General features: G+C 57.0%; 20 protein-coding genes and 1 tRNA gene. 15 read left to right on the top strand and 6 right to left on the bottom strand.

Translation table 11 applies throughout. From position 1 onward, the window contains the following. Positions 1-173: 173 nt before the first annotated feature. Positions 174-258 (bottom strand) — tRNA-Leu (locus tag ACFO5Q_RS13705). A gap of 199 nt (positions 259-457) precedes the next feature. Between ACFO5Q_RS13705 and ACFO5Q_RS13700 the strand changes: the two genes are divergently transcribed. The 3 genes from ACFO5Q_RS13700 to ACFO5Q_RS13690 are packed head-to-tail and all read left to right on the top strand — an operon-like array spanning position 458 to position 2,139. Next, a complete protein-coding gene (locus ACFO5Q_RS13700) occupies positions 458-1,036 on the top strand; it encodes a YqaA family protein (RefSeq protein ID WP_068143556.1) in 579 nt (192 codons plus the stop codon). A gap of 10 nt (positions 1,037-1,046) precedes the next feature. Continuing rightward, the gene (locus ACFO5Q_RS13695) at positions 1,047-1,532 is read left to right on the top strand and encodes a disulfide bond formation protein B (protein WP_068143554.1); all 486 of its coding nucleotides are present in this window, start codon (positions 1,047-1,049) and stop codon (positions 1,530-1,532) included. A gap of 10 nt (positions 1,533-1,542) precedes the next feature. Beyond that, positions 1,543-2,139: a demethoxyubiquinone hydroxylase family protein gene (locus tag ACFO5Q_RS13690; protein ID WP_068143552.1), complete on the top strand. Its 597-nt coding sequence runs from the start codon at positions 1,543-1,545 to the stop codon at positions 2,137-2,139. 152 nt (positions 2,140-2,291) lie between these two features. On the opposite strand, the gene ACFO5Q_RS13685 is transcribed toward ACFO5Q_RS13690, so the two are convergent. Together ACFO5Q_RS13685 and ACFO5Q_RS13680 are read right to left on the bottom strand one after the other, a co-directional pair. Next, positions 2,292-2,864: an HNH endonuclease gene (locus ACFO5Q_RS13685; RefSeq protein WP_068143550.1), complete on the bottom strand. Its 573-nt coding sequence runs from the start codon at positions 2,862-2,864 to the stop codon at positions 2,292-2,294. Between the two features lie 176 nt (positions 2,865-3,040). Further along, a complete protein-coding gene (locus ACFO5Q_RS13680; protein ID WP_068143547.1) occupies positions 3,041-5,203 on the bottom strand; it encodes a TauD/TfdA family dioxygenase in 2,163 nt (720 codons plus the stop codon). 242 nt (positions 5,204-5,445) lie between these two features. On the opposite strand from ACFO5Q_RS13680, the gene ACFO5Q_RS13675 reads away from it, so the two are divergent. Beyond that, positions 5,446-7,629, top strand: a complete 2,184-nt coding sequence (locus ACFO5Q_RS13675) for a hybrid sensor histidine kinase/response regulator (protein ID WP_197420913.1) — start codon at positions 5,446-5,448, stop codon at positions 7,627-7,629. 60 nt (positions 7,630-7,689) lie between these two features. Further along, complete coding sequence (gene gluQRS, locus ACFO5Q_RS13670) at positions 7,690-8,541, top strand: tRNA glutamyl-Q(34) synthetase GluQRS (RefSeq protein ID WP_068143543.1); 852 nt, start codon at positions 7,690-7,692, stop codon at positions 8,539-8,541. On the opposite strand, the gene ACFO5Q_RS13665 is transcribed toward gluQRS, so the two are convergent. Then, the gene (locus ACFO5Q_RS13665) at positions 8,525-9,049 is read right to left on the bottom strand and encodes a hypothetical protein (RefSeq protein ID WP_156431845.1); all 525 of its coding nucleotides are present in this window, start codon (positions 9,047-9,049) and stop codon (positions 8,525-8,527) included. The two genes, gluQRS and ACFO5Q_RS13665, sit on opposite strands and share 17 nt — an antisense overlap. Before the next feature lie 231 nt (positions 9,050-9,280). On the opposite strand from ACFO5Q_RS13665, the gene ACFO5Q_RS13660 reads away from it, so the two are divergent. The 8 genes from ACFO5Q_RS13660 (at position 9,281) to ACFO5Q_RS13625 (ending at position 17,993) form a co-directional block, all read left to right on the top strand. Continuing rightward, a complete protein-coding gene (locus tag ACFO5Q_RS13660) occupies positions 9,281-9,469 on the top strand; it encodes a twin transmembrane helix small protein (RefSeq protein ID WP_068143539.1) in 189 nt (62 codons plus the stop codon). Between the two features lie 10 nt (positions 9,470-9,479). After that, complete coding sequence (locus tag ACFO5Q_RS13655) at positions 9,480-10,046, top strand: cob(I)yrinic acid a,c-diamide adenosyltransferase (RefSeq protein WP_068143537.1); 567 nt, start codon at positions 9,480-9,482, stop codon at positions 10,044-10,046. A 179-nt stretch (positions 10,047-10,225) separates the two neighbouring features. Beyond that, entirely contained in the window at positions 10,226-10,972 is a 747-nt protein-coding gene (locus ACFO5Q_RS13650; protein WP_068143535.1) for an electron transfer flavoprotein subunit beta/FixA family protein, read from the top strand. Then, positions 10,972-11,901: an electron transfer flavoprotein subunit alpha/FixB family protein gene (locus tag ACFO5Q_RS13645; RefSeq protein ID WP_068143533.1), complete on the top strand. Its 930-nt coding sequence runs from the start codon at positions 10,972-10,974 to the stop codon at positions 11,899-11,901. Before ACFO5Q_RS13650 ends, ACFO5Q_RS13645 begins: the two co-directional genes overlap by 1 nt. A 127-nt stretch (positions 11,902-12,028) precedes the next feature. Further along, a complete protein-coding gene (locus ACFO5Q_RS13640; RefSeq protein WP_068143531.1) occupies positions 12,029-12,901 on the top strand; it encodes a 3-hydroxybutyryl-CoA dehydrogenase in 873 nt (290 codons plus the stop codon). A 168-nt stretch (positions 12,902-13,069) separates the two neighbouring features. Continuing rightward, positions 13,070-16,522, top strand: coding sequence for a DUF3857 domain-containing protein (locus ACFO5Q_RS13635; protein WP_068143529.1), 3,453 nt, complete (start codon positions 13,070-13,072; stop codon positions 16,520-16,522). A gap of 20 nt (positions 16,523-16,542) precedes the next feature. Further along, on the top strand, positions 16,543-17,205 hold the full coding sequence (locus ACFO5Q_RS13630) for a glutathione S-transferase family protein (RefSeq protein ID WP_068143527.1): 663 nt from the start codon (positions 16,543-16,545) through the stop codon (positions 17,203-17,205). A gap of 110 nt (positions 17,206-17,315) precedes the next feature. Then, positions 17,316-17,993, top strand: a complete 678-nt coding sequence (locus tag ACFO5Q_RS13625) for a glutathione S-transferase family protein (protein WP_068143525.1) — start codon at positions 17,316-17,318, stop codon at positions 17,991-17,993. On the opposite strand, the gene ACFO5Q_RS13620 is transcribed toward ACFO5Q_RS13625, so the two are convergent. After that, the gene (locus tag ACFO5Q_RS13620) at positions 17,990-18,592 is read right to left on the bottom strand and encodes a TlpA disulfide reductase family protein (RefSeq protein ID WP_068143524.1); all 603 of its coding nucleotides are present in this window, start codon (positions 18,590-18,592) and stop codon (positions 17,990-17,992) included. The two genes, ACFO5Q_RS13625 and ACFO5Q_RS13620, sit on opposite strands and share 4 nt — an antisense overlap. Before the next feature lie 103 nt (positions 18,593-18,695). Then, entirely contained in the window at positions 18,696-19,286 is a 591-nt protein-coding gene (locus ACFO5Q_RS13615) for a TlpA disulfide reductase family protein (protein ID WP_068143522.1), read from the bottom strand. Positions 19,287-19,358: 72 nt separating this feature from the next. On the opposite strand from ACFO5Q_RS13615, the gene argH reads away from it, so the two are divergent. Together argH and lptM are read left to right on the top strand one after the other, a co-directional pair. Then, positions 19,359-20,783 carry an argininosuccinate lyase gene (argH, locus tag ACFO5Q_RS13610; RefSeq protein ID WP_231727054.1) on the top strand — a complete coding sequence of 475 codons (1,425 nt, stop codon included), beginning with the start codon at positions 19,359-19,361 and terminating at the stop codon, positions 20,781-20,783. A gap of 10 nt (positions 20,784-20,793) precedes the next feature. After that, the gene (lptM, locus tag ACFO5Q_RS18865; RefSeq protein WP_407928202.1) at positions 20,794-20,907 is read left to right on the top strand and encodes an LPS translocon maturation chaperone LptM; all 114 of its coding nucleotides are present in this window, start codon (positions 20,794-20,796) and stop codon (positions 20,905-20,907) included. Positions 20,908-20,923 lie beyond the last annotated feature (16 nt).

Raw genomic sequence — 20,923 nt, 5'->3', positions numbered from 1 at the left:
AGCTCACGATATATTGCAACTGGAAGATATGGTGCCCCCGGTCGGAATGACGTTGCGCAGGCTTTGCCATGCTCACGTCTACTCCGCTCATTCCATTCGCTTCGTGAACGAACACGGTTATTCCTCAAGGAAGGTACAAAACAAAAAGGCGACCAGATGGTCGCCGTTTGTTTTGGTGCCCCCGGTCGGAATCGAACCGACACTCCCGAAGGAACGGGATTTTGAATCCCGCGCGTCTACCAGTTCCGCCACAGGGGCACTGCGCATAGAATCTGCGGTAGAAAGCCCGCGCATAATATACGCGTTTCTTTTCCCGTCAAGCGCACAATGGCCGCCCTTTGGGCCCCTTATAAATTATTCAGCCGCACACGCGCATTCAGTTGCCTTGAGCTTGCCCCATTGCTAAGGAAGTTTGAGGTTTGCTGCTGGACCAGCATTCAGAGGGGACATAACCACCGTGATCAGGAAACTGTACGACTGGACGATCGAAAAGGCCCAGAGCCCGGCGTCCGAAAAATGGCTGGGCGCGATCAGCTTCGCGGAATCCAGCTTTTTCCCGATCCCCATCGATATCATGCTGATCCCCATGATCTTGGCCGACCGGCTGAAGGCCTGGCGGCTGGCCACCATTACGCTGATCACCAGCGTGCTGGGGGGCGTTGCGGGCTATCTGATCGGCATGTTCCTGTTTGAAACCATCGGCCGACCGATCATCGAGTTTTACGGCTACGGGCCGCAGTTTGAAGCCTTCCGCGGTTATTACACCGATTATGGCATCCTGATTGTGCTGGTGGCGGGCTTCACGCCCATTCCTTTCAAGGTGGTCACCATAGCAAGCGGCGTTGTGGGCCTGAACCCGCTTGTGTTCATTGGCGCGTCCATTCCGGCGCGAGGCGCGCGCTTTTACCTTGTGGCCGCGCTTCTGTGGAAGTTCGGGGACCCAATCCGCGACTTTATTGAAAAGCGCCTCGGGCTTGTCACCACGGCCTTCATGGTGGTAGGCATTCTGGGCTTTGTTGCGCTGAAATATTTGTAGGACCATCCGCATGAGCGAGACACTCACATCCTTCCCTGACCGCGAACCGGTATTGTTTGCAGGCATTATGGCCACGCTTGTGCTTGGGTCCGCCTTCGGCTTCCAGCTTGCGGGCTATCCGCCGTGCGAGCTCTGCTGGTGGCAGCGCTATCCCTATATGGCCATCATGGCCGTCAGCCTGTTGGCTACCGGCATGAAAAGCCTGCCACGCAAATGGGTGCTGGTTCTGCTGGCGCTTCTGTTCGCGACAGACGCAGGCATCGCCGCCTTCCACTTCGGGGTCGAGCAGCGCTGGTGGGAAGGCCTTGCGACCTGCTCAAGCTATGTGAATGTCACCGACAGCATTGATGACGCGCTGAAGGCCATCATGGACGCGCCACTTATTCGCTGCGACGATATAGCATGGTCCCTTTTCGGCATATCCATGGCAGGCTATAATTTCCTGATCGCAACCGGCATGACGCTGTTTTGCGTGAACAAGGCAAGGTCGGCCTGAAGGACTGGATATGAGCAAAACCGCAAAAGAGACACTTCCGAAGCCAACGCTTGAAAAACAAGCGCCTGCGCGCCCGCTGCCGGGTGATCGCAGCCTGAAGGAAGAGACCGAGCGCATGATCCGCGTGGACCATGCGGGCGAATATGGCGCGGTGCGGATTTATGCGGGCCAACGCGCCGTGATGGGTGACAAACACCCGAAAGCGGGCTTACTCAAACACATGTATGAGCAGGAAGAGGTTCACCTGGACCGCTTCAACAAGATGATCACCGAACGCGGCGTGCGCCCCACGCTGATGACTCCCTTCTGGCATGTGGCAGGCTTCGCGCTTGGCGCCACCACCGCGCTGATGGGCGAAAAGGCCGCCATGGCCTGCACCCAGGCGGTCGAAGAAGTGATCGACGACCATTACCAGCACCAGCGCGATGCGCTTAAGGGCAAGGACGCCGAGCTTGAAGAGGTGATTGAGAAGTTCCAGGCCGAAGAGGTCGAACACAAAAAGATCGCCGAAGAACATGGCGCTGAAGAAGCCGTGGGTTACCCGGTTCTTTCCGCCGCCATCAAGGCCGGCTGCCGCGCAGCCATCTGGATCTCCAAGCGGGTCTGACATCACACGCAAGGCCGTCACCCTGAACTTGTTTCAGGGTCTATTTGTCGCCCAAATCACTCAAGGTCGCTGCCGCAGACATAGCTTGGATGCTGTTTGCAATGCTGGCGGTGCGCCAAACGAGTTCAGCATGACGAACAAACCCGCTTCGCCTAGCGCTCCAGTTCCGCGTCCCAGTAAAGAAAATCCCGCCAACTTTCATGCAGATAGTTTGGCGGGAACTGGCGACCGTGTTCGTGAAGCTCGTGTGCCGAGGGCCTCGTGGGTTTGCGCCTTGGGAACATGTGCGCTTCTTCCGGTGTTCTACCCCCCTTCCTGAGGTTGCACGGCGCGCACGCTGCCGTAATGTTGGTCCAGCTGGTTCTGCCACCCTGGCTTCTGGGGATGACATGATCGAACGTCAGGTCTTCCGTTGAGCCACAATATTGGCAGGTGAATTCATCGCGCAGGAACAGGTTGAACCGCGTAAAAGCAGGATATTTCGGCTGTCTGATATATTTCTTCAGCGCGATCACGCTTGGTAGCGGCATGGTCATTGAGGGTGAGTGCACCTCACGCTCGTAATTCGACAGGATCGACACCCGATCCAAAAAAACGGCCTTAAGGGCCGTTTGCCAGTTCCACAAACTTAACGGAAAATAGCTGAGCGGCCGATAATCGGCGTTCAGCACAAGGGCCGGACAACTGTCCGGCGAAGGCAAGTGGGGCGTAAAGTTAACACCCATAGTCTATATCCCCCCGACAAGCCGGAAAGGGTACCGACGCCCACCATCGGCACCGCCCCGCAACATAAGGGCTTCAACTCCGACAGGTCATATATACAAGATACAGTGTTACACGCGGATGACAAAGCATTATGTTGTGCCCGCACAGCATATCAACCCCGGGTCGAACATTTGCCCTAGAAACGCGCGGCGCGCTGGCTCAGCTTCATCCATTCGTGCGCCACCGGCCCCGTTCGGGCGGTGAGCATGGCGTCAAAGGCGTCCGATACCCGGTCCAGATAGGGTTCGGTATAGGGGAAGGCACCGGCGTGGTCATAGTTGTGGCGCATGGCCGCGTTGCATTCAAAAATGAACAGGCGTCCGTCATCCAGCTTGCAGAAGTCGATGCCGAAAAAGTCCAGGCCGATGAGCTTGCGCACCTCTTCAAGCCGCGCCATGTTATCCGGCCCCAGCCAGCCTTCAAAATCCTTCAGATAGGCTTGTTCACTGGCCTGAAGTTCTTCGCTGTCCACCATCACGCTGTAGCGGTCGCCCGAATGGACATTCCAGTCGTTGTGCACGAGGCTCGCCACCGGGTGGAACTGCCCGTCGATACAGAAGGTCCGGCTTTTGCGGAAAAACCCTCTCTCGTCCGACAGGTCATGATACTGGATGAAGTAATAATCCCGGCCTGCACGCGCGGCATTGAAATAGTCCTGCACCGCCTCAGTGTCCGCCGCCAGAGCCACTTCAACCCCGGTATGGGTCTCAACCGGCCTCAGCACCAGCGGATAGCTAAAGCCCTTCTCAGTGATCGCACACACCATGCTGCCGGTGTCGCCGCCGTCCCAATGCACACGCTCTGTTTTCGGGAACACCACACCGTCGATAGCCCCCAACCGGCGACAGTTCTGTTCCCGGGTGGTCTGCAGCACCTTGTCAGGGTGGTTGATAACCGGCACGCCCGGCCATGCCGCCAGGAACTTTGACAGGGCCTTCAGGCTGTCGGTCATTCTGTCGGCGCAGGCAATGGTGTTCAGCACCAGGTCAGGGGCTGGCCTGTCGCCCGGCCACTCAGCCGGCGTATCATAGATATTATGCAGCCACACATTATAGCGCCGGTCACGGAGGAAATTGGTAACCGAGAAATGCCCGCCTTCAAGCGAGGGTTCAAATCCGCGCGCCTTGGTGCGCAGCTGATATTTCACATTCTTCATGCCCCGCACCCGAAGAATGTTGGGGCCTGCCGGATCAGCGCGGCGCGGGAATTCATAGGGGTGATGCTCCGCCAGTTGGCGTAGGGCTTCCTGCGCACCCTCGCGGTCCCCCTCTTCCCAGCGCAAGCAGGACTTGAGGACAAGATTGTCATACGCCGTGGGCGCCAGCGCCAGCGCCTTTTGGTTCCACACAGCGGCTTCTGAAAAAGCACCGCGCGAGGCCAGTATTGTGGAAAGCCGCCGCACCAGAAGCGGATCATCCGGGCTTTCAGCGACCTGATCCCTAAGGTCATGAACAGGGTCCCGCCGCACAGGCGCAGTGTCTGGCTTGGCACGCAACCCGGAAAGCCAGCTCTTGAGGCCGCCTGCTGCTGCGTGCTTCAAGTCAACGGTGTGACGCACCCGGAAAAGCGTTCGATTGCTGTCTGCTGTAAACCCGGTGCGGGCATGCAGCACCTTTTGGTTGGCGAAAAACACAGCCTCGCCTTCCTCCAGCTTGAAGGTGAAGGCCTGTGCCTTATGCGCCAGCACGTCATCCAGCCGGTCCAGAAGCGCGCGGTCATCCTCGCTCAGGCTCGCGCCGTCCAGAACCGCCTGGTCAACCTGCGTGCGGTAATAGCGGATCGTGGTCTCAGCTCCCTCCCCTTCAAGCACAGGGAAATATCCCCTTGAGAATGGGAACACCGGCTGGCGAAGGCGCTTGATGTCTGCGGGAGCAAGGCAGGTAAGCACGTCAGTCACCGCCACCATGGCATTTTCACCGCCGCCCGTGTCCGCCACCACGCACTGGAAGGCCACCAGGTCATGGGGTTCAGGCAGATAACTGCTGTCTGTGTGGGGGCTGATGGGCAGGTGGGTCCGGCTGTAGGCCGTTGCTTTTCTGGTGCGCCGGACAGCCTCAGGGTTCACAGCGACGCGGGTGAAGGAAAGCGGCGGCTGCGTCTGTTTTGCGCTGCAACCAAGCGTACCAAGCATGCTGGCGAGCGCCTTGATCTCCTCCTCGTTGGCCACTGTATCAAAACCCGATACGACCGTGAAATAAGGATAGCGGGTAATGGTGCGCGCGATGCGGCGCGCCAACGCTTTCAACGCGCGCGGCCTATATATGGGTATTTCTTTTGCTTCAATGCGCGGTAGTGTCATCCCTGCCCCCTTGGCGCGATCTTACCCGCGGGTTTTGACGTGGGCAAGCGGCCAAAAGCCAAAGCATGGCCTGCAGTAAACCATCCAGGGTTTCTCACCCATGTTGAAATTCACTCGGGTAAATTAACGGCCTTGAAAGTATTCAACTGATAATTTCATCCAAAGCAACTGGAACAGGCGTAGGAAATAAGGCACTGTTGCTTAGGCGTTCTGAGCACCGGTTCCCCTATTTGGATACGATGGTGACAAAAAACATATCAGGCAAACGCTTTACTCTGTGGCTACTGCTCGGCCTCGCGGTGATCGCCGCGTTCGGCTTTTACGCCGGGCAGATGGCCTACACACGCTTGAATGAACAGTTCATTGCCCGCGAGACGCTCTCTGTCCGCCTTGCCAGCCAGTCGCTCCATTCAAGCCTGAGGCTTCCTGCCAGCCACCTCTATAGCGTGGCAGTCCTTGAACCAAGAATGCGGCAGGCAGTCAGCCAGGCTGACCCGGCTCTTGATGAAGTGGCCAATGCCTTCACCACACTTTTGATGCGCAACCCCAATTATGCCCAGGTCCGCTGGATTGGCGAAGACGGGGTTGAGGTTGTCAGGATTGATCAACCCGCCCCCGCCGATGTCCGTAGGCTGGAAACAGATGACCTGCAGGACAAAAGCAGTCGCCCCTATGTGCGACAGGGCCTCCAGCTTGGGCCCTCTGAGCTTTATGTTTCCCCGCTTGACCTGAACGTGGAGAACGGCGTAGTCCAGCAACCCTTCAATCCGGTTGTCCGAATGGCGCTTCGGCTGTTTGACAACAGCGGCATACCGCACGGCATCGTGGTGCTGAACATCTCGGCCAAGCCCATGCTCGACAAGATCATCAGCTTTTCAGACAATGAAAACATCATGCTGCTGAATGCCGATGGATTCTGGCTGAAATCGCCAAACCCGGCCGATGAATGGGGCTTCATGCTGGGGAAAACGGAAACACTGGGCACGCGCAACCCCTTAGCCTGGCAAAAGATAAACACCACACCCCAAGGACACGCGGAAACTGCCGCAGGCCACTGGACGTGGGATACCATCGGCGTAACCGAGAGCCACCTGACTGTTACGAACAATATTGCGCTTAAGCTTGTGGCGCAAATCCCGGCTGAAGCCATCTGGGCAGCGCGCATCAAGGCCCTGACACCTGTCATGATCACCACCCTGGTCACAGCACTTTTGTTCGGCGCTGCGCTATACCGCCTGTCACGGGAGATGGCTGAGCGCCGCCACGCAGAGCAGCAGGCCGTTCTGGCCAACAAGGCGAAAGGCGCGTTCCTGGCAACCATGAGCCACGAAATCCGAACGCCCATGACAGGAATTCTGGGTTTTTCTGACATGCTGCAGGAAGACAAGCTGCCTGATGAAAGCCGGGCAAAGGTCGACAAGATCAAATCAGCCGCCCAGGCGCTGCTGCGTATTCTCAATGATATTCTCGACATTTCTAAGCTGGACGCAGGCAAGTTCGAGATTGAGCAGATCCCCTTCAACCCGGCGATTATGGCAAATGAAGTCGTGCAGATGTTTTATCAAACCTGCCCGATGGAGAAAAAAGACACACTGCAAATCACCGCGAAAATTGCCAGGGATTTTCCTGAGGCCGTTAAGGCAGACCCGACGCGCCTGAGGCAGGTGCTGGTGAACCTGATGGGCAACGCTGTAAAATTTTCCGATCGTGGCTCGGTCACGCTGGTATGCGGTCACAATGCCGCAAAAAAACGGCTTGAGTTTGAAGTGATCGACACCGGGATCGGCATGGATGGGGAACTTCTGGGGCGCCTGTTCCAGGAATTTGAGCAAGCCGACGCTTCCACCAGCCGTAAATATCATGGCACCGGCCTTGGGCTGGCCATATGCAAGAAACTGGTGGAACGTATGGGCGGCGAAATTACAGTCAAAAGCACGCCGGGATTGGGCAGCGCCTTCTGGTTTTCTGTGCCCTATGAGCCTGCCAGCGCCGATGACCTGCCAAAAGAGGCCGAACCAGCCCTATCCCCGGCAGCGGAAAAACAGGCGTTGTCCATCCTTGTTGCGGAAGACAATCAGATCAATCAGATGATTGTCCAGAACACCCTCAAAAAGATGGGGCACAAGGTGACAATTGCCGAAAGCGGCAAGGAAGCATTGCGGCTGGTTTCAGAGGAAAATGACTTTGACCTGATCCTGATGGATGTCAGGATGCCCGAAATGTCAGGCCCCGAAGCAACCAGGAAAATTCGCGCCCTGCCACATGCCGCAGCGTCCATCCCCATCATCGCGCTCACCGCCGACGTGATGGAGGACAACAAAGCAGCCTATTTTGAGGCCAGCATGAACGACTGCGTTGGCAAGCCCATCAACCAGAAAGAACTGGCAGCAGCCATCAACAAGGCCGCCTGTTTGGTTTCATCATAGACATCCACGGACGGTCATTTTGCCGTTTCCTTGTCCAGCACTTCTTTCTAAAGTGCGGCCATGAGCACTGATCCGCAACAACTCGTGACACGCTTTGCCCCCAGCCCCACCGGACGGCTGCACAAGGGGCATGCCTACTCTGCGCTTCTGGCCTACCACCGCGCGCGCGAAGAGGGTGGGCGCTTCCTCTTGCGCATTGAAGATATTGATACAGTTCGGTGCCGAAACGAATTTGTCGACGGTATCTTTGAAGACCTCAAATGGCTTGGCCTGACATGGGAAGAACCTGTCAGGCGCCAGAGCGAGCATTTCTCGGATTACCAGACGGCGCTGGACCGGCTGAAGGCCATGGGAGTTGTCTACCCCTGCTTCTGCACGCGGAAAGATATCCAGCGTGAAATCGAGGCCGCCGAGAGCGCGCCACACGGCCCGGACGGGCCTATCTACCCCGGCATCTGCCGGGGGCGGGCAGACGCAGTTCCACTTCTGGCTGAGGGCAAACCGCACGCCTGGCGGCTGGACCTGAAGGCCGCGCTTGAGCATATCGGCGAGCCGCTCTCGTGGCACGATGAGATCAAGGGCGAGGTAACGGCGAAACCCGAAGAGCTCGGCGACGTGGTGCTGGCGCGCAAGGACACGCCGACAAGCTATCATCTGTCTGTTGTGGTGGACGACACGCTGCAACACATCACCCATATCATCCGCGGCGAGGACCTTTTCCACGCCACGCACATCCATGTGGTGTTGCAGAAGTTGCTCGGCTATCCGACACCCATATATCACCACCACGGGCTGCTATTGGACGAGCACGGCGAACGCTTCGCCAAGCGGAACAAATCCGTCACGCTCGAAAGCTTGCGCGCGAGAGATATCGACCCGGAAGCACTGATACATTCTATTTTTCCGCGATAGGCTCCAAATCAGTCATGGCAAATTTCGCCGAGAACTTCTTAGCCTCTTCGAGAACTGCATTCGCGTTAGCCTTTAAGACGCGCCCATCCTTTGTTCTTACTTGAGCCACGTACGCAATTGAAGCGTAGTATTCAATAATGTCGTTATCAGAATACACACGCCACTCGCCGTCTAAGCTCTTGGTCTCTCCGGCTTTCAAGTCAATAACATCCGTTGCAGTCAGAGTTCGAATATGATCACCCCAAACATCAAAGGTCAAAAAACGAACCTCTACTGCAGTCAACTCCTCATCAGCAGAAACCGTGTATGCTGCGACAAACTTGAAACTTCCATTCGAATACTTTTTTCCAGCATCATAAATAGCCTGAACTCCCGGGGTTCCTTTAATTTTAAGGGGCAGGTCTGCATCATTTATCGCGATCCACTCTCGATTAAGTGAAGACCCCTTATTGACCGCGATACCATATCCCAATTCAACTTTAACACTCCCGCCGTTTACTTTTGTCACAGTAGTCTGCCCAATTGCAGCCGTAGACCAGAGCAAACTCCCCACTACCAACACTATCCATTTCAATCTCAAACCAGCCTCCCGTTGCTATTTATGATAACAATGTAACAACAATAACGCGATTTTCGAAATAGATATTGTTGCGTCCTTTTTGCCGCACCTACCGGTCTGATGTTGCCCTGCATCCGTACTGCTTTATAGTGTGCGAAACGCAAAAGAGAGACAGCGCATATGTTTATTTTCCTCGTTCTCGGCATGCTGTTCATGCTGATCACCCTTTTCATCCTGTTCGCCGGCTTTGGCTCCATGGCGAAGGGCGGTGATTTCAACAAAAAATACGGCAATAAGCTGATGCAGGCCCGCGTAGGCGCACAGGCACTGGCCATTGTGTTCTTCGCCCTGTTTGCCTTTACGATTTAGGGCCCCAGGCATGGTGAAGCTGACCAAAATCTACACACGCGGCGGCGACAAGGGTGAGACATCGCTCACCGGCGGTGAACGCGTGGCAAAGGACAACGCCCGCATTGAGGCCTACGGCACAGTGGACGAAGCCAATTCGGTGATTGGGCTCGCGCGGCTCACGACCGAAGGGGCGGCGGACGAGATGCTGGCGCGCATCCAGAATGAACTGTTTGACCTGGGCGCGGACCTTTCAACCCCAGGCGAGGATTTCACGCCGGGTGAGATGACGCTCCGCATCACGGACGCGCAGGTGACGCGGCTGGAAGAAGAGATCGACAGCATGAACGCGAACATGCAGCCGCTCACCAACTTTATCCTGCCCGGCGGGTCTGCGGCCAGCGCCCATCTGCATCTGGCACGGACCGTGATCAGGCGCGCTGAGCGGCATGCCATCACTGCATCGCGCGAGGTTTCGATCAACCCGGCGGCGATAAAATATTTGAATCGGCTGTCCGACCACCTATTTGTCCTTTCAAGGCACCTCAACAAGGATGGTGCTTCGGACGTTTTGTGGGTGCCTGGCGCAACACGATAGCCCGGATTGACGCTACGGCGCAGCGCAAAATGCTGCACCGCATTGACTCGGGTTTTTATCTGGTTTAACGCTGTGTACCCCTAATATTTTCAAGGGTTGGGGCCTGATTGCCCCGGCCTAGTCAACCAAGGTTCTCAGGGGCTTTGTTGCCCTGCACAAAAATTGGGAGAAAGAACCCCATGAAGATCATGGTCCCCGTAAAACGGGTCGTCGATTATAACGTGAAGGTTCGCGTTAAATCCGACAATACGGGCGTTGAGCTCGCAAACGTTAAAATGTCCATGAACCCTTTTGACGAGATCGCTGTCGAAGAAGCGATCCGGCTGAAGGAAGCGGGCAAGGCAGAAGAGATTGTTGTTGTTTCCATCGGCCCTAAGGCTGCACAGGAAACGCTGCGCACCGGTCTCGCTATGGGCGCCGACCGCGGCATCCTGGTGGAGCATGACGGCGAAAGCGAGCCTCTCGCGGTTGCCAAGATCCTGAAGGGCATCGTGGAAGAAGAAAATCCATCGATCGTTCTTCTGGGCAAGCAAGCCATTGATGACGACTGCAACCAGACAGGCCAGATGCTGGCACAGCTTCTTGGCTGGCCGCAAGGCACGTTCGCTTCTGAAGTTGCTGCAGACGGCGACAGCGTGAATGTAACGCGCGAGATCGACGGCGGTCTGGAAACCGTGAAGCTGAACCTTCCGGCTGTCATCACCACTGACCTGCGCCTCAACGAGCCACGCTACGCAACGCTGCCAAACATCATGAAAGCGAAGCGCAAGCCGATCGACGAGAAAACCCCAGCCGACTTCGGTGTCGACATGGCACCGCGCCTGTCCACGCTGAAGGTTGAAGAGCCACCGAAGCGCGAAGCCGGCATCAAGGTTGAAAGCGTTGAGGAACTGGTGGGCAAGCTTAAAGAAAAGGGAGTAATCTAATGACCGCTCTCGTTGTTGTAGAACATGATAACGCGTCCGTAAAAGACGCAACGCTTGCGACCGTCACGGCTGCCAAAGCGTTTGGTGAAGTACACGCCCTTGTGGCTGGTTCCGGTTGCGCTGCCGCCGCAGAAGCCGCCGCCAAGATCGACGGCGTATCGAAGGTTCTGGTTGCTGACGACGCGACTTACGAACACCCACTGGCGGAAGAGCTCGCAGCAGTTGTGCTGTCTGTTGCGGATGGCTACGACGCGATCCTCGCGCCTGCCACCACCACAGGTAAGAACTTCCTGCCACGTGTGGCTGCAAGCCTGGATGTTGCGCAAATTTCTGACATCGTTGAGGTTGTCAGCACTGACACTTTCAAGCGTCCGATCTATGCCGGTAACGCCATCGCGACCGTGCAGTCTTCCGACGCCAAGAAGGTGATCACCGTGCGCGGCACCGCGTTCGACAAAGCAGCCGCTGAAGGCGGTTCTGCGGCTGTTGAAAGCATCGCCGCAGCTGGCAAGGTTGGCGTATCCTCTTTCGTGGGCGCTGAGCTTTCGAAGTCTGACCGTCCTGAGCTGACGTCCGCGAAGATCATCATCTCCGGTGGTCGCGGCATGGGCTCGGGCGAGAACTTCAAGATCATCGACGCTGTTGCAGACAAGCTGGGTGCCGCCGTTGGCGCGTCCCGCGCGGCTGTGGATGCGGGCTTTGTGCCAAACGACTATCAGGTCGGCCAGACCGGCAAGATCGTGGCGCCAGAGCTTTACATCGCTGTTGGCATCTCCGGCGCGATCCAGCACCTGGCCGGCATGAAGGACAGCAAGATCATCGTTGCCATCAACAAGGACGAAGAAGCCCCAATCTTCCAGGTGGCGGACTATGGCCTTGTAGCAGACCTGTTTGACGCCGTACCTGAGCTTGAAAAAGCCCTCGGCTAAACATTTCTAAAAGGGCGTGCAGCCTGTGCGACGAAAATTCGCACGTATTGCGCGCCCTTTTTTGCCCCTGTTCAAAAAAATATGTTAGAAAAAGTCACGACTTAAAACGTGGCAAAGAAAGAATATCATGGTTGAGAAGGTAGGGATTATCGGCGCTGGCCAGATGGGCAATGGGATCGCCCACGTCTGCGCGCTTGCAGGCATGGATGTGATCCTTTCGGATGTCTCGATAGACCGTGCGGAAGCCGGGCTTGAAGTCATCAAGGGCAATATGGGCCGCCAGGTTACCAAGGGCAAGATCACGGCCGCTGATATGGACGCAGCCATTGGCCGCATCACGCTGGCCGACACGCTGGCGGCGCACAACAAATGCGACCTGGTGATCGAAGCCGCCGTTGAAGACGAAAAGATCAAGACCTCCATCTTCAAGGAACTGTGCCCGCACCTGAAGGCAGATGCGCTGGTGGCATCCAACACGTCTTCGATAGCCATTACCCGCCTTGCCGCCTCAACCGACCGGCCAGAGAAATTCATGGGTGTTCACTTCATGAACCCGGTACCCGTGATGAAACTGGTGGAGCTGATCCCCGGCATCGCCACAAGTGAGGAAACCTTCGACCGCTTCCATGTGTTCACGGAAAAGCTGAAGAAGACGACCGTGGTGTCCGAAGACTTCCCGGCCTTCATCGTCAACCGTATCCTGATGCCGATGATCAACGAAGCCATCTACACGCTTTATGAAGGCGTGGGCACCGTTGAAGCCATCGACGACGCCATGATGCTGGGCGCCAATCACCCGATGGGGCCACTGACACTGGCAGACTTTATCGGCCTTGATACGTGTCTCTCGATCATGCAGGTGCTGTATGACGGCCTGGCGGACAGCAAATACCGCCCTTGCCCGCTGTTGGTGAAATATGTGGAAGCCGGCTGGCTTGGCCGCAAGACTGGCCGCGGCTTCTATGACTATCGCGGCGACATACCTGTACCGACCCGCTAAAGGCGCATGACGGCGCAAAGATAACTAGCCCTGCCCTTTGGCGGGGCTTTTTCGTTAGACTTGTAGAAAATACACGAATGTTGCAACTGCGGCCCCGGGGCGCTATCAATTTCTGATGTACTTTGTGCCGCCTTGCGCGCACAGACGTAAAATCTTTCGGGGGTTGTCATGTTCTATCGCGTATGGGCACCAATTGTTGCTGTGTTTTTCCTGATTTTGTTGCCAGCTGCCACGCTGCCACTTCAGGCATCAATCGAGACCAAAGCAGATGTCACGGTCGGTAAGGCCGATGCGCCGGATTGGGTCGTTGACCGAAAGGCTGGCACCGGCGTGCCGGAACACCGGGCCGCAGCCGTGGGCGACGGCATCTTCTATATGCTCGCCGACACACAGGTTGCCTGGCGGCCCGACGGCTATGAATATTACACCCGTTATTCCTATACGGTGACTGACCGCTCAGGCCTCGAAGAGGCTTCGCGCCTGACATATGCCTTCGACCCGCACGACACCGACCTGACCTTCAACCACATCCGTGTCGTCCGGAACGGCGAAATCCAGGACCGCCTTCAAGACGTTCAGATCACACTGCTTCGGCAAGAGGAAAGTCTTGAAAGCGCTGGCATCATTGATGGCGACCTGACGGCGCTGGCGGAACTTGAAGACATTCAGGTGGGTGACACCATCGACTATGCCGTATCCAGCGTTGTGCATTCAAGCCTTTGGCCGGGTGAGTTCTTCGACTATTTCGACATGGGCTGGTCTGTCCCCATCGGTGAGCGCCACTATCGGCTGATCTGGCCTGAAGACAAACCACTCTTTATTAAAACCTATCAAGATGCGCCGGACCCTGTGATCAGCAAGTCAGGCGACGTGAAAATCTATGAATGGTCGGTCATAGACCCCACCCCTATCCCGGGCGAAGAATCCACCCCTGCGTGGCACGTCAGCTGGCCGCTTGTCAGCATCTCAAGCATGGAAAGCTGGCAGGATGTTCAGCGCTGGGCTGCCCCAAAATATGATGTGGACATGACCCTGCCTGAAAGCTTTGCGCTCAAGGTACAGGCGATTGCAGACAAGTGGCAGGCGCCCGAAGACAGGCTGACCGAAGCCCTGCGACTTGTGCAGGACAAAATCCGCTATGTCGGCATCGAAATTGGCAATGGATCCCACATTCCGCGGACGCCCCAGCAGGTGATCCGCCGCGGCTATGGCGACTGTAAAGACAAAGCGCTCCTCCTGACCGCCGTATTGCGTGAACTGGGCATTGAGGCCTGGCCCGCGCTGGTGGACAGCGAGCAAGGCCCCAGCCTGCCCGACACCCTGCCCGCCCCGATCGCCTTCGATCACGCCATCGTCAAAGCAGAGATTGGTGATCGCGCCTATTGGCTTGACCCAACCTGGTCGCACCAGGGCGGTCGAGGTGACATACTGATCCAGCCAAGCTATGCTTACGGCCTGCCAATCGGCGCCGAAGACGCGGGCCTGGAGCCCATTGAAGTACAGCCCACGACCGATCCAACTATGCGTGTCACGGAAGCCTATAGCTTCCCTAAAAAAGGCGAGGACTTCTTCACTCTTGAGGTCACCACAGTCTATGAAGAAGACGAGGCGGACATCCAGCGCGGCACGATTGCCGGCCAGTCCTATGACGATTTTTCCTCATCCTACCTGGACTATTATCTGGGCATGTATGATGGCCTTGTCGAGACCCGCGACCTGACAATCGAAGATGACCTGGACGCCAACCGCATCACCATCAATGCGGCATACCGGCTGCCCCGCGCCGCGGCGAAAAGCTCAGGCGCTGTGAATTCCATGTCGATCAATGCCTGGGGTGTTCGCGATCTTTTCAACACCCCCAATCAAACCAAGCGGCGTACACCGCTTAAAATGCCTTACCGTATCAACCGGCATCATCAGATCAAGATGGAGGTCGAAGGCCGCCGGCCGCGCGGCAGCGAAATTGTCCGCCGCGCTTTGGAAGGCGCTGCCTTCAAGCGCACTTTCACTGAAGACCGCGAAACGCTCGTGATCGACTTCGAAGTAACCAACACCACGCTTTCGGTCACGCCAGATGACGCGGCAGAGGCTATCAAATTCGGGAACGACATTGCCAGTAACACAAACCTGACTTTCAGCATCAAAAAGGTGCCGCTTTCCATGGCAGGGCGCTTCAACATCGACGAAGAGCTCTTTAGCCCCCTTGAGGAAGACATGACCAAAGCCCTGAAGGCCATGGATGATAACAAGCATATTCTGGCACTCAGGACACTGAACGCCATGCTCAAGCAAGTGCCTGAAGCAAATCGCCTGCGTGGCCTGATCCAGCTCAAGCGTGGTATGGCGCTGAACAAGCTGGACCGCGATAGTTTCGCCCTCAAAGCGTTTGAGGAAGCGGCGGAACTTTATACCGACGACGCCAATCTTTATTTCCGGATGGCTGAGCTTTATCGCGGGGCCGAAGACCTTGAAAAGGAAGTTGGCATTCTGGTTACGCTGGCGGCCAAGCATCCGGCGTCTGCGAAAAACCTGAACAGCCAGTGGATCAACGACCTGAACTTCAAACTGACGGAAGCAGGGAAAAGCGAGTTGTTCGACAATCTATCCATCCTGCTGGCGGGCGCCGGCTATGAAGGCACCAACTCATGGGGCGCTGACTGGATTTATGCCAATGCGGTTCAGGCGCTGGTGAAGAGCGACAGGCTGACAAACATCCCACGGTTCCTCGAAAAAATCAGCGACCCGTCATCCCTGCTGTCCCTGATGATCGACCGCCGCTATGAGGCGATATGGCCAGACGTGGAGAAACGCGCGGGCGCCGACCTGCGGCTTGCGCTGGACCGCGAGATCGAAAATCGCAAGAAAGCCTATGAGGAAGACGAAGAAGATGCAGAGCGATTAGCCGCCTATGTGGAGGCTTTGCGCGACGGCGGCAAAATGGAACAAGCTGCCGCAGCCGCCAAACCATTCGTCGATGATTGGGGCACGGTAGAGGCCATCGGCACGGATGCCTTCTGGGTAGTAGACAGCTATGCCCGCGCGCTCAGTGACCTGGGGCAGTATGACCAGTCGATTGACATCATGAAGAAGCTCACAGCTCTGCCGATCGAGGATTTCCCTGATACCATCAACATGCGCATCAACCTGGCCGTTCTGCTGCAGCAGGTGGGCCGCTATGAAGAGGCTCTGGCCTATGCGCAAGAACTGAACGCCGAAGTGGCTGAAGACTATGCCAGCGACTTTGGTCGCATGTTCATCCGCAGCGTGCAGGCCTGTTCGCACTATATGCTGGGCCAGGCCGATAATGGCGACGCCATCCTTGATGCCATGGCTGAAAACCCGCGCAAGAATATCCACGCCTATGCCTCAACACTGCTGTGCGCCGACAGGCCTTCGGAAACCGCCGACCTCATGATCGAGCATCTGGCAGACAATGCCTACCGGGATATGGCGCTAACCAAATTCCTGCAAGCCAAGGAAGCGCCACACACACCACCGTTCGAGCGCATCATGATGAACAGGCTGCGCAAGGCCCTGGCTCTTCCCAAGGCCCAGGAGGCTTTCGCCAAGAATGGCAGACGGGTAAAAATTGATGCCTTTGACCTGCATTGGGGCGGGTAACGCCAAGGGGAGCTTTCTGCATGTACCGGTTATATTATTACCCCTGCAACGCCAGCCTCGCACCGCATTTCATGCTGAAGCATCTGAGCGTGCCCTATGAACTTGTGCTGGTGGACCGAAAATCGGATGCGCAGAAATCGGCCGAATACCTGAAGATGAACCCGGCGGGGCGGATCCCCACCCTGATGGACGGCGACCTGGCCTTATTCGAAAGCCCGGCGATTTGCCTGTATCTGGCGGAACAGCATACTGAAGCCGGTCTGGCTCCACTGCCGGGCAGCCTGGAGCGGGCCAAATTCCTGCAGTGGCTGATGTATCTGACGAACACGCTGCAAGCGGACTATATGGTTTATTGTTACCCCGCCAAGCACACAAAGGACGCGGGCGGCGCAAAAGCCGTTGAAGCCGCCCACAGCGAGCGCGTGGCTGCGGACCTGAAAATTCTGGATCAGGCGCTGGAAGACCGCACCTATCTGGTGGGGGATACGGTCACCGTCTGTGACTATTTCCTTCTGATGCTGTGCATCTGGGCAAGTGATATGCCTACGCCGCCCCAAAGCTTCCCACACCTTGGGGCATATTTGAAGCGCATGGCGGGCCAAAACACTGTGCGTGAGGTATGCGAAAAAGAAGGCATCAGCCTGACCGCTTTCAGTGACCTCCGCGTCTCACACCTGCCTTAATTTTTTGGAGGCAGAGCCTTAGAAACAATCGGGCGACGCCCGTGCAGACCTGTGATAAAAGCCAACGGACTATCCTGTTCACCCCAAGAAAAATCAGGGAGTCACGACATATGTCAGACCTTAAGATCATCATCGGCACCAAGACATATTCCAGCTGGTCCTTGCGCGGCTGGCTGGCGGTGCGTCACACCGGCCTCGCGTTCGAGGAAATCAAGCTGCCTCTGGACACGCCGGAATTTTACCAGCGTATCAAGGCCTATTCCCCTACCTGCTGCGTGCCCGCCCTTTGCGACGGCGATGTGCGCGTGTGGGACTCGCTGGCCATCATCGACTATTGCGCCCGCATTGCGCCTGAAAAATTTTGGTGGCCTGAAGACAAGGCGGCTTACGCAAACGCGCGGTCCATCGCAGCGGAAATGCACAGCGGCTTTATGGCCCTCAGGGGTGCCGCGCCTATGAACATGCGCGACCGCCGCACCGGCTTGACGCTTTCAGATGCCGTGCAGAAAAATGTCGACCGTATCGACGCCTTGTGGACAGAAGCCCGCACCCGCTTCGGCGCGGGCGGGGATTTCCTTTATGGCGAGTTTGGCGCGGCAGACATGATGTATGCGCCTGTTGTGTCGCGGTTCGAAAGCTATGGCATTCAGCTTGGCGAAACCTCCCGCGCCTACATGCAGGCGGTGCTTGAACACCCCTATATCAAGGAATGGAAGGCCGACGCGAGTACGGAGACACAGGTTGTCGCACAGGATGAAATCCCGGCGGACGCGACCAGCCTGGGCTAGTCGATCGCGTCTTCCTTAAGTGCATTGATCAGGGCCTTGCCGTCGTCAGACAACCAGTCGCGCGTCACGCTGGTATAGGCCCTGACTTCCCCGTTCCCATCCAGAAGCAGGCTCGTGGGCTCATTGCCATAGAGGCGGAACATTGGATTGGCACGTAGTTCATTGTAGATGCTGTTGAAGTAGCTGCCGTAGACGCCCAGCGATGAAATTCCCCAGCGCTTCAGCGAATTTTCGGTATAGGTGAAATTATTTTTGCCTATATCAATGGCCACAACCTCGAATTTGTCATCGCCCATCTGGCTCTGCAGGGCATCAAGGTCTTTCAGATAGCTGCGGCAAATCAAACAAGACCGGTCCCAGAAGGTAATCAACAGGGCCTTGCCCTTCTTGGATGCCAGCTTGGAAACCTGCTTGTCGGTACCGTCAAACCCTGTCACCACCTGATAGTCTGACAGATTAAGGCTGGTTTCAAAGGCATGCATACCGTCAAGCTCACCCTTTAGATACTGATCAATCGGCCGCTCCTTTGCGCCTGCCCCAAAGGATACTGACGCAGCCAAAAGACCCGCGACAATCCACATCTTGCTCTGTTTCATCATATAGTCCCCACCTTGGTTGCCGTGCATGTTTAGTACCTCATTACACGAACTATAATGCCACAATACAATCCCAGAGGGAATAGGTACCGGAGGGGATGAAAACTTAAAGCGCACCTTCCTTGAGCGCGGTAAAGAGCGTGATGGCCTCCGGCACGTCCCACTTCAGGGGCCCAAGGAAATAGGCCTTCACCTCACCGTCCGCACCAACGATATAGCTGGTCGGCAGTTTGCCGTCCGCCAGTTCAAGGGCGATCGCCATTGTGGGTTCAGCATAGAGGTTCAGGCCTTCAACGCCCCATTCGGCCAGCGTGTCTTTGGCCTGCAGGATGCCGCCACGGTCCACCGTGATGGCTACAACTTCGAACGTGTCGTCGCCCAGTTCTTTCTGCAGGTTCGCAAGCTCATGCATCTCCGCCCGGCAGGGCGCGCACCAGCTGGCCCACAGGTTGATCAGCATCGCCTTGCCCTTCATGGCCGAAAGCTTGATGGGCGAGCCATCTTCGCGCATGATGATATGGTCCGTCAGGCCCTTTGGCGTATCGGGCAAGGAAAGCTTTGCCATTTCGCCTTTCAGATAAGAATTTATCGGCGCACCCGTGGGGAAGGGCGTTGTCGTAGGCGAAAACAGCCGATAAGCTGCAGCGCCCAGAAGGACGACAAGGATGACTGCTGGCACAAGCGCCTTTTTGGACATTTTAGTCTCCCGACAGGACCGTTATTAATTGGCCAAGACAATAGTCAGGCTGATACGAAAGGCAAGACTACCGTGGATCACAAATCCGACAAGAACGACGCAGTTGAACAGCAGGCAGGCGGCCAGAGCATGTGGGGCGGCCGCTTCGCTTCCGGCCCATCCGCCATCATGCAAGAAATCAATGCATCGATCGGATTCGACAAACGCCTGTACCGCGAAGACATTGCGGGCTCGAAGGCGCACGCCAGCATGCTGGCCTCTGTCGGTGTGATCAGCCAGCCAGACTGCGACGCGATCCACAAGGGCCTTGATCAGGTAGCGGCGGAGATTGAAGCAGGAAAGATGGTGTTCGATCCTGCCCTTGAAGACATTCACATGCATGTGGAAGCACGCCTGCGCGAGCTTATCGGCGATGCTGGCGCGCGGCTGCATACCGGCCGGTCCCGGAACGACCAGGTGGCGACTGACTTCCGCCTGTGGACACGCGGCGCCATTGATGCGCTCGACGCCCAGTTTGCCGGGCTTCTCGGTGCCTTGATTGATCAGGCCGAAAAACACGCGGGCACCGTGATGCCCGGCTTCACGCACCTGCAGACGGCACAGCCCGTTACCCTTGGCCACCATCTGATGGCCTACCATGAAATGCTGAGCCGGGACCGCGCGCGCCTATCTGATTGCCGCGCCCGCGTGAACGAAAGCCCGCTGGGGGCTGCCGCACTTGCGGGCACCAGTTTCCCGATTGACCGGCACATGACGGCCGAAGCGCTTGGCTTCGACCGGCCGATGGCCAACTCACTCGATGCCGTGTCGGCGCGCGATTTCGCGCTTGAGTTCCTCAGCGTGCTGTCGATCTCCGCTGTGCACCTGTCGCGCCTCGCCGACGAGATTGTGCTGTGGGCATCGGCTGCCTTCCGCTTCCTGACGCTCTCTGACGCCTATTCGACCGGGTCGTCGATCATGCCGCAAAAACGCAATCCTGACGCGGCCGAGTTGATCCGCGCCAAGGTAGGCCGCATCAGCGGGTCAATGAACGGCCTGATGATGGTTATGAAGGGCCTGCCGCTTGCCTATTCCAAAGATATGCAGGAAGACAAGGAGCCCGTATTCCAGGCTGTCGATGACTTTGAGCTGTGCCTCGCCGCCATGACCGGGATGATCGAGGACCTCAAGCCAAACGCAGACGTAATGGCGGAGGCCGCGGGCCAGAGCTTCTCGACCGCTACAGACCTGGCCGACTGGCTGGTGCGTGTCTTGAACCTGCCGTTTCGTGACGCCCACCATGTCACCGGCTCAGTCGTGAAAGCCGCCGAACAGCTGGGTGTGGACCTCAAGGACCTGCCGCTCGAAGCGATGCAGACGATTGAGCCCAGGATCACGTCCGACGTGTTCGACGTGTTGAGCGTTGAGGCAAGCGTGTCCAGCCGCACATCGTTTGGTGGCACGGCGCCAGAGAATGTCAAAAAAGCGGTCACGGCCGCCCGCAAAGCGTTGAAATAAGGAGCCCCGGATGCGCAAGATTTTGACCATTAGCATGATCCTGCTGGTAGCCAGCAGCCTTGGCGCTTGCGGCAAGAAGGGCGACGTGAAGCCGCCTGCCGGTTATTCATCCACGTCAAACTGACCCTTCCCCAGACAGG

This window comes from Kordiimonas lipolytica, assembly GCF_042651265.1.
In the GTDB taxonomy this organism is placed as follows: domain Bacteria; phylum Pseudomonadota; class Alphaproteobacteria; order Sphingomonadales; family Kordiimonadaceae; genus Kordiimonas; species Kordiimonas lipolytica.
Note: the sequence above shows the minus strand (reverse complement) of the source record. Positions and strands in the feature narration are given on the sequence as shown.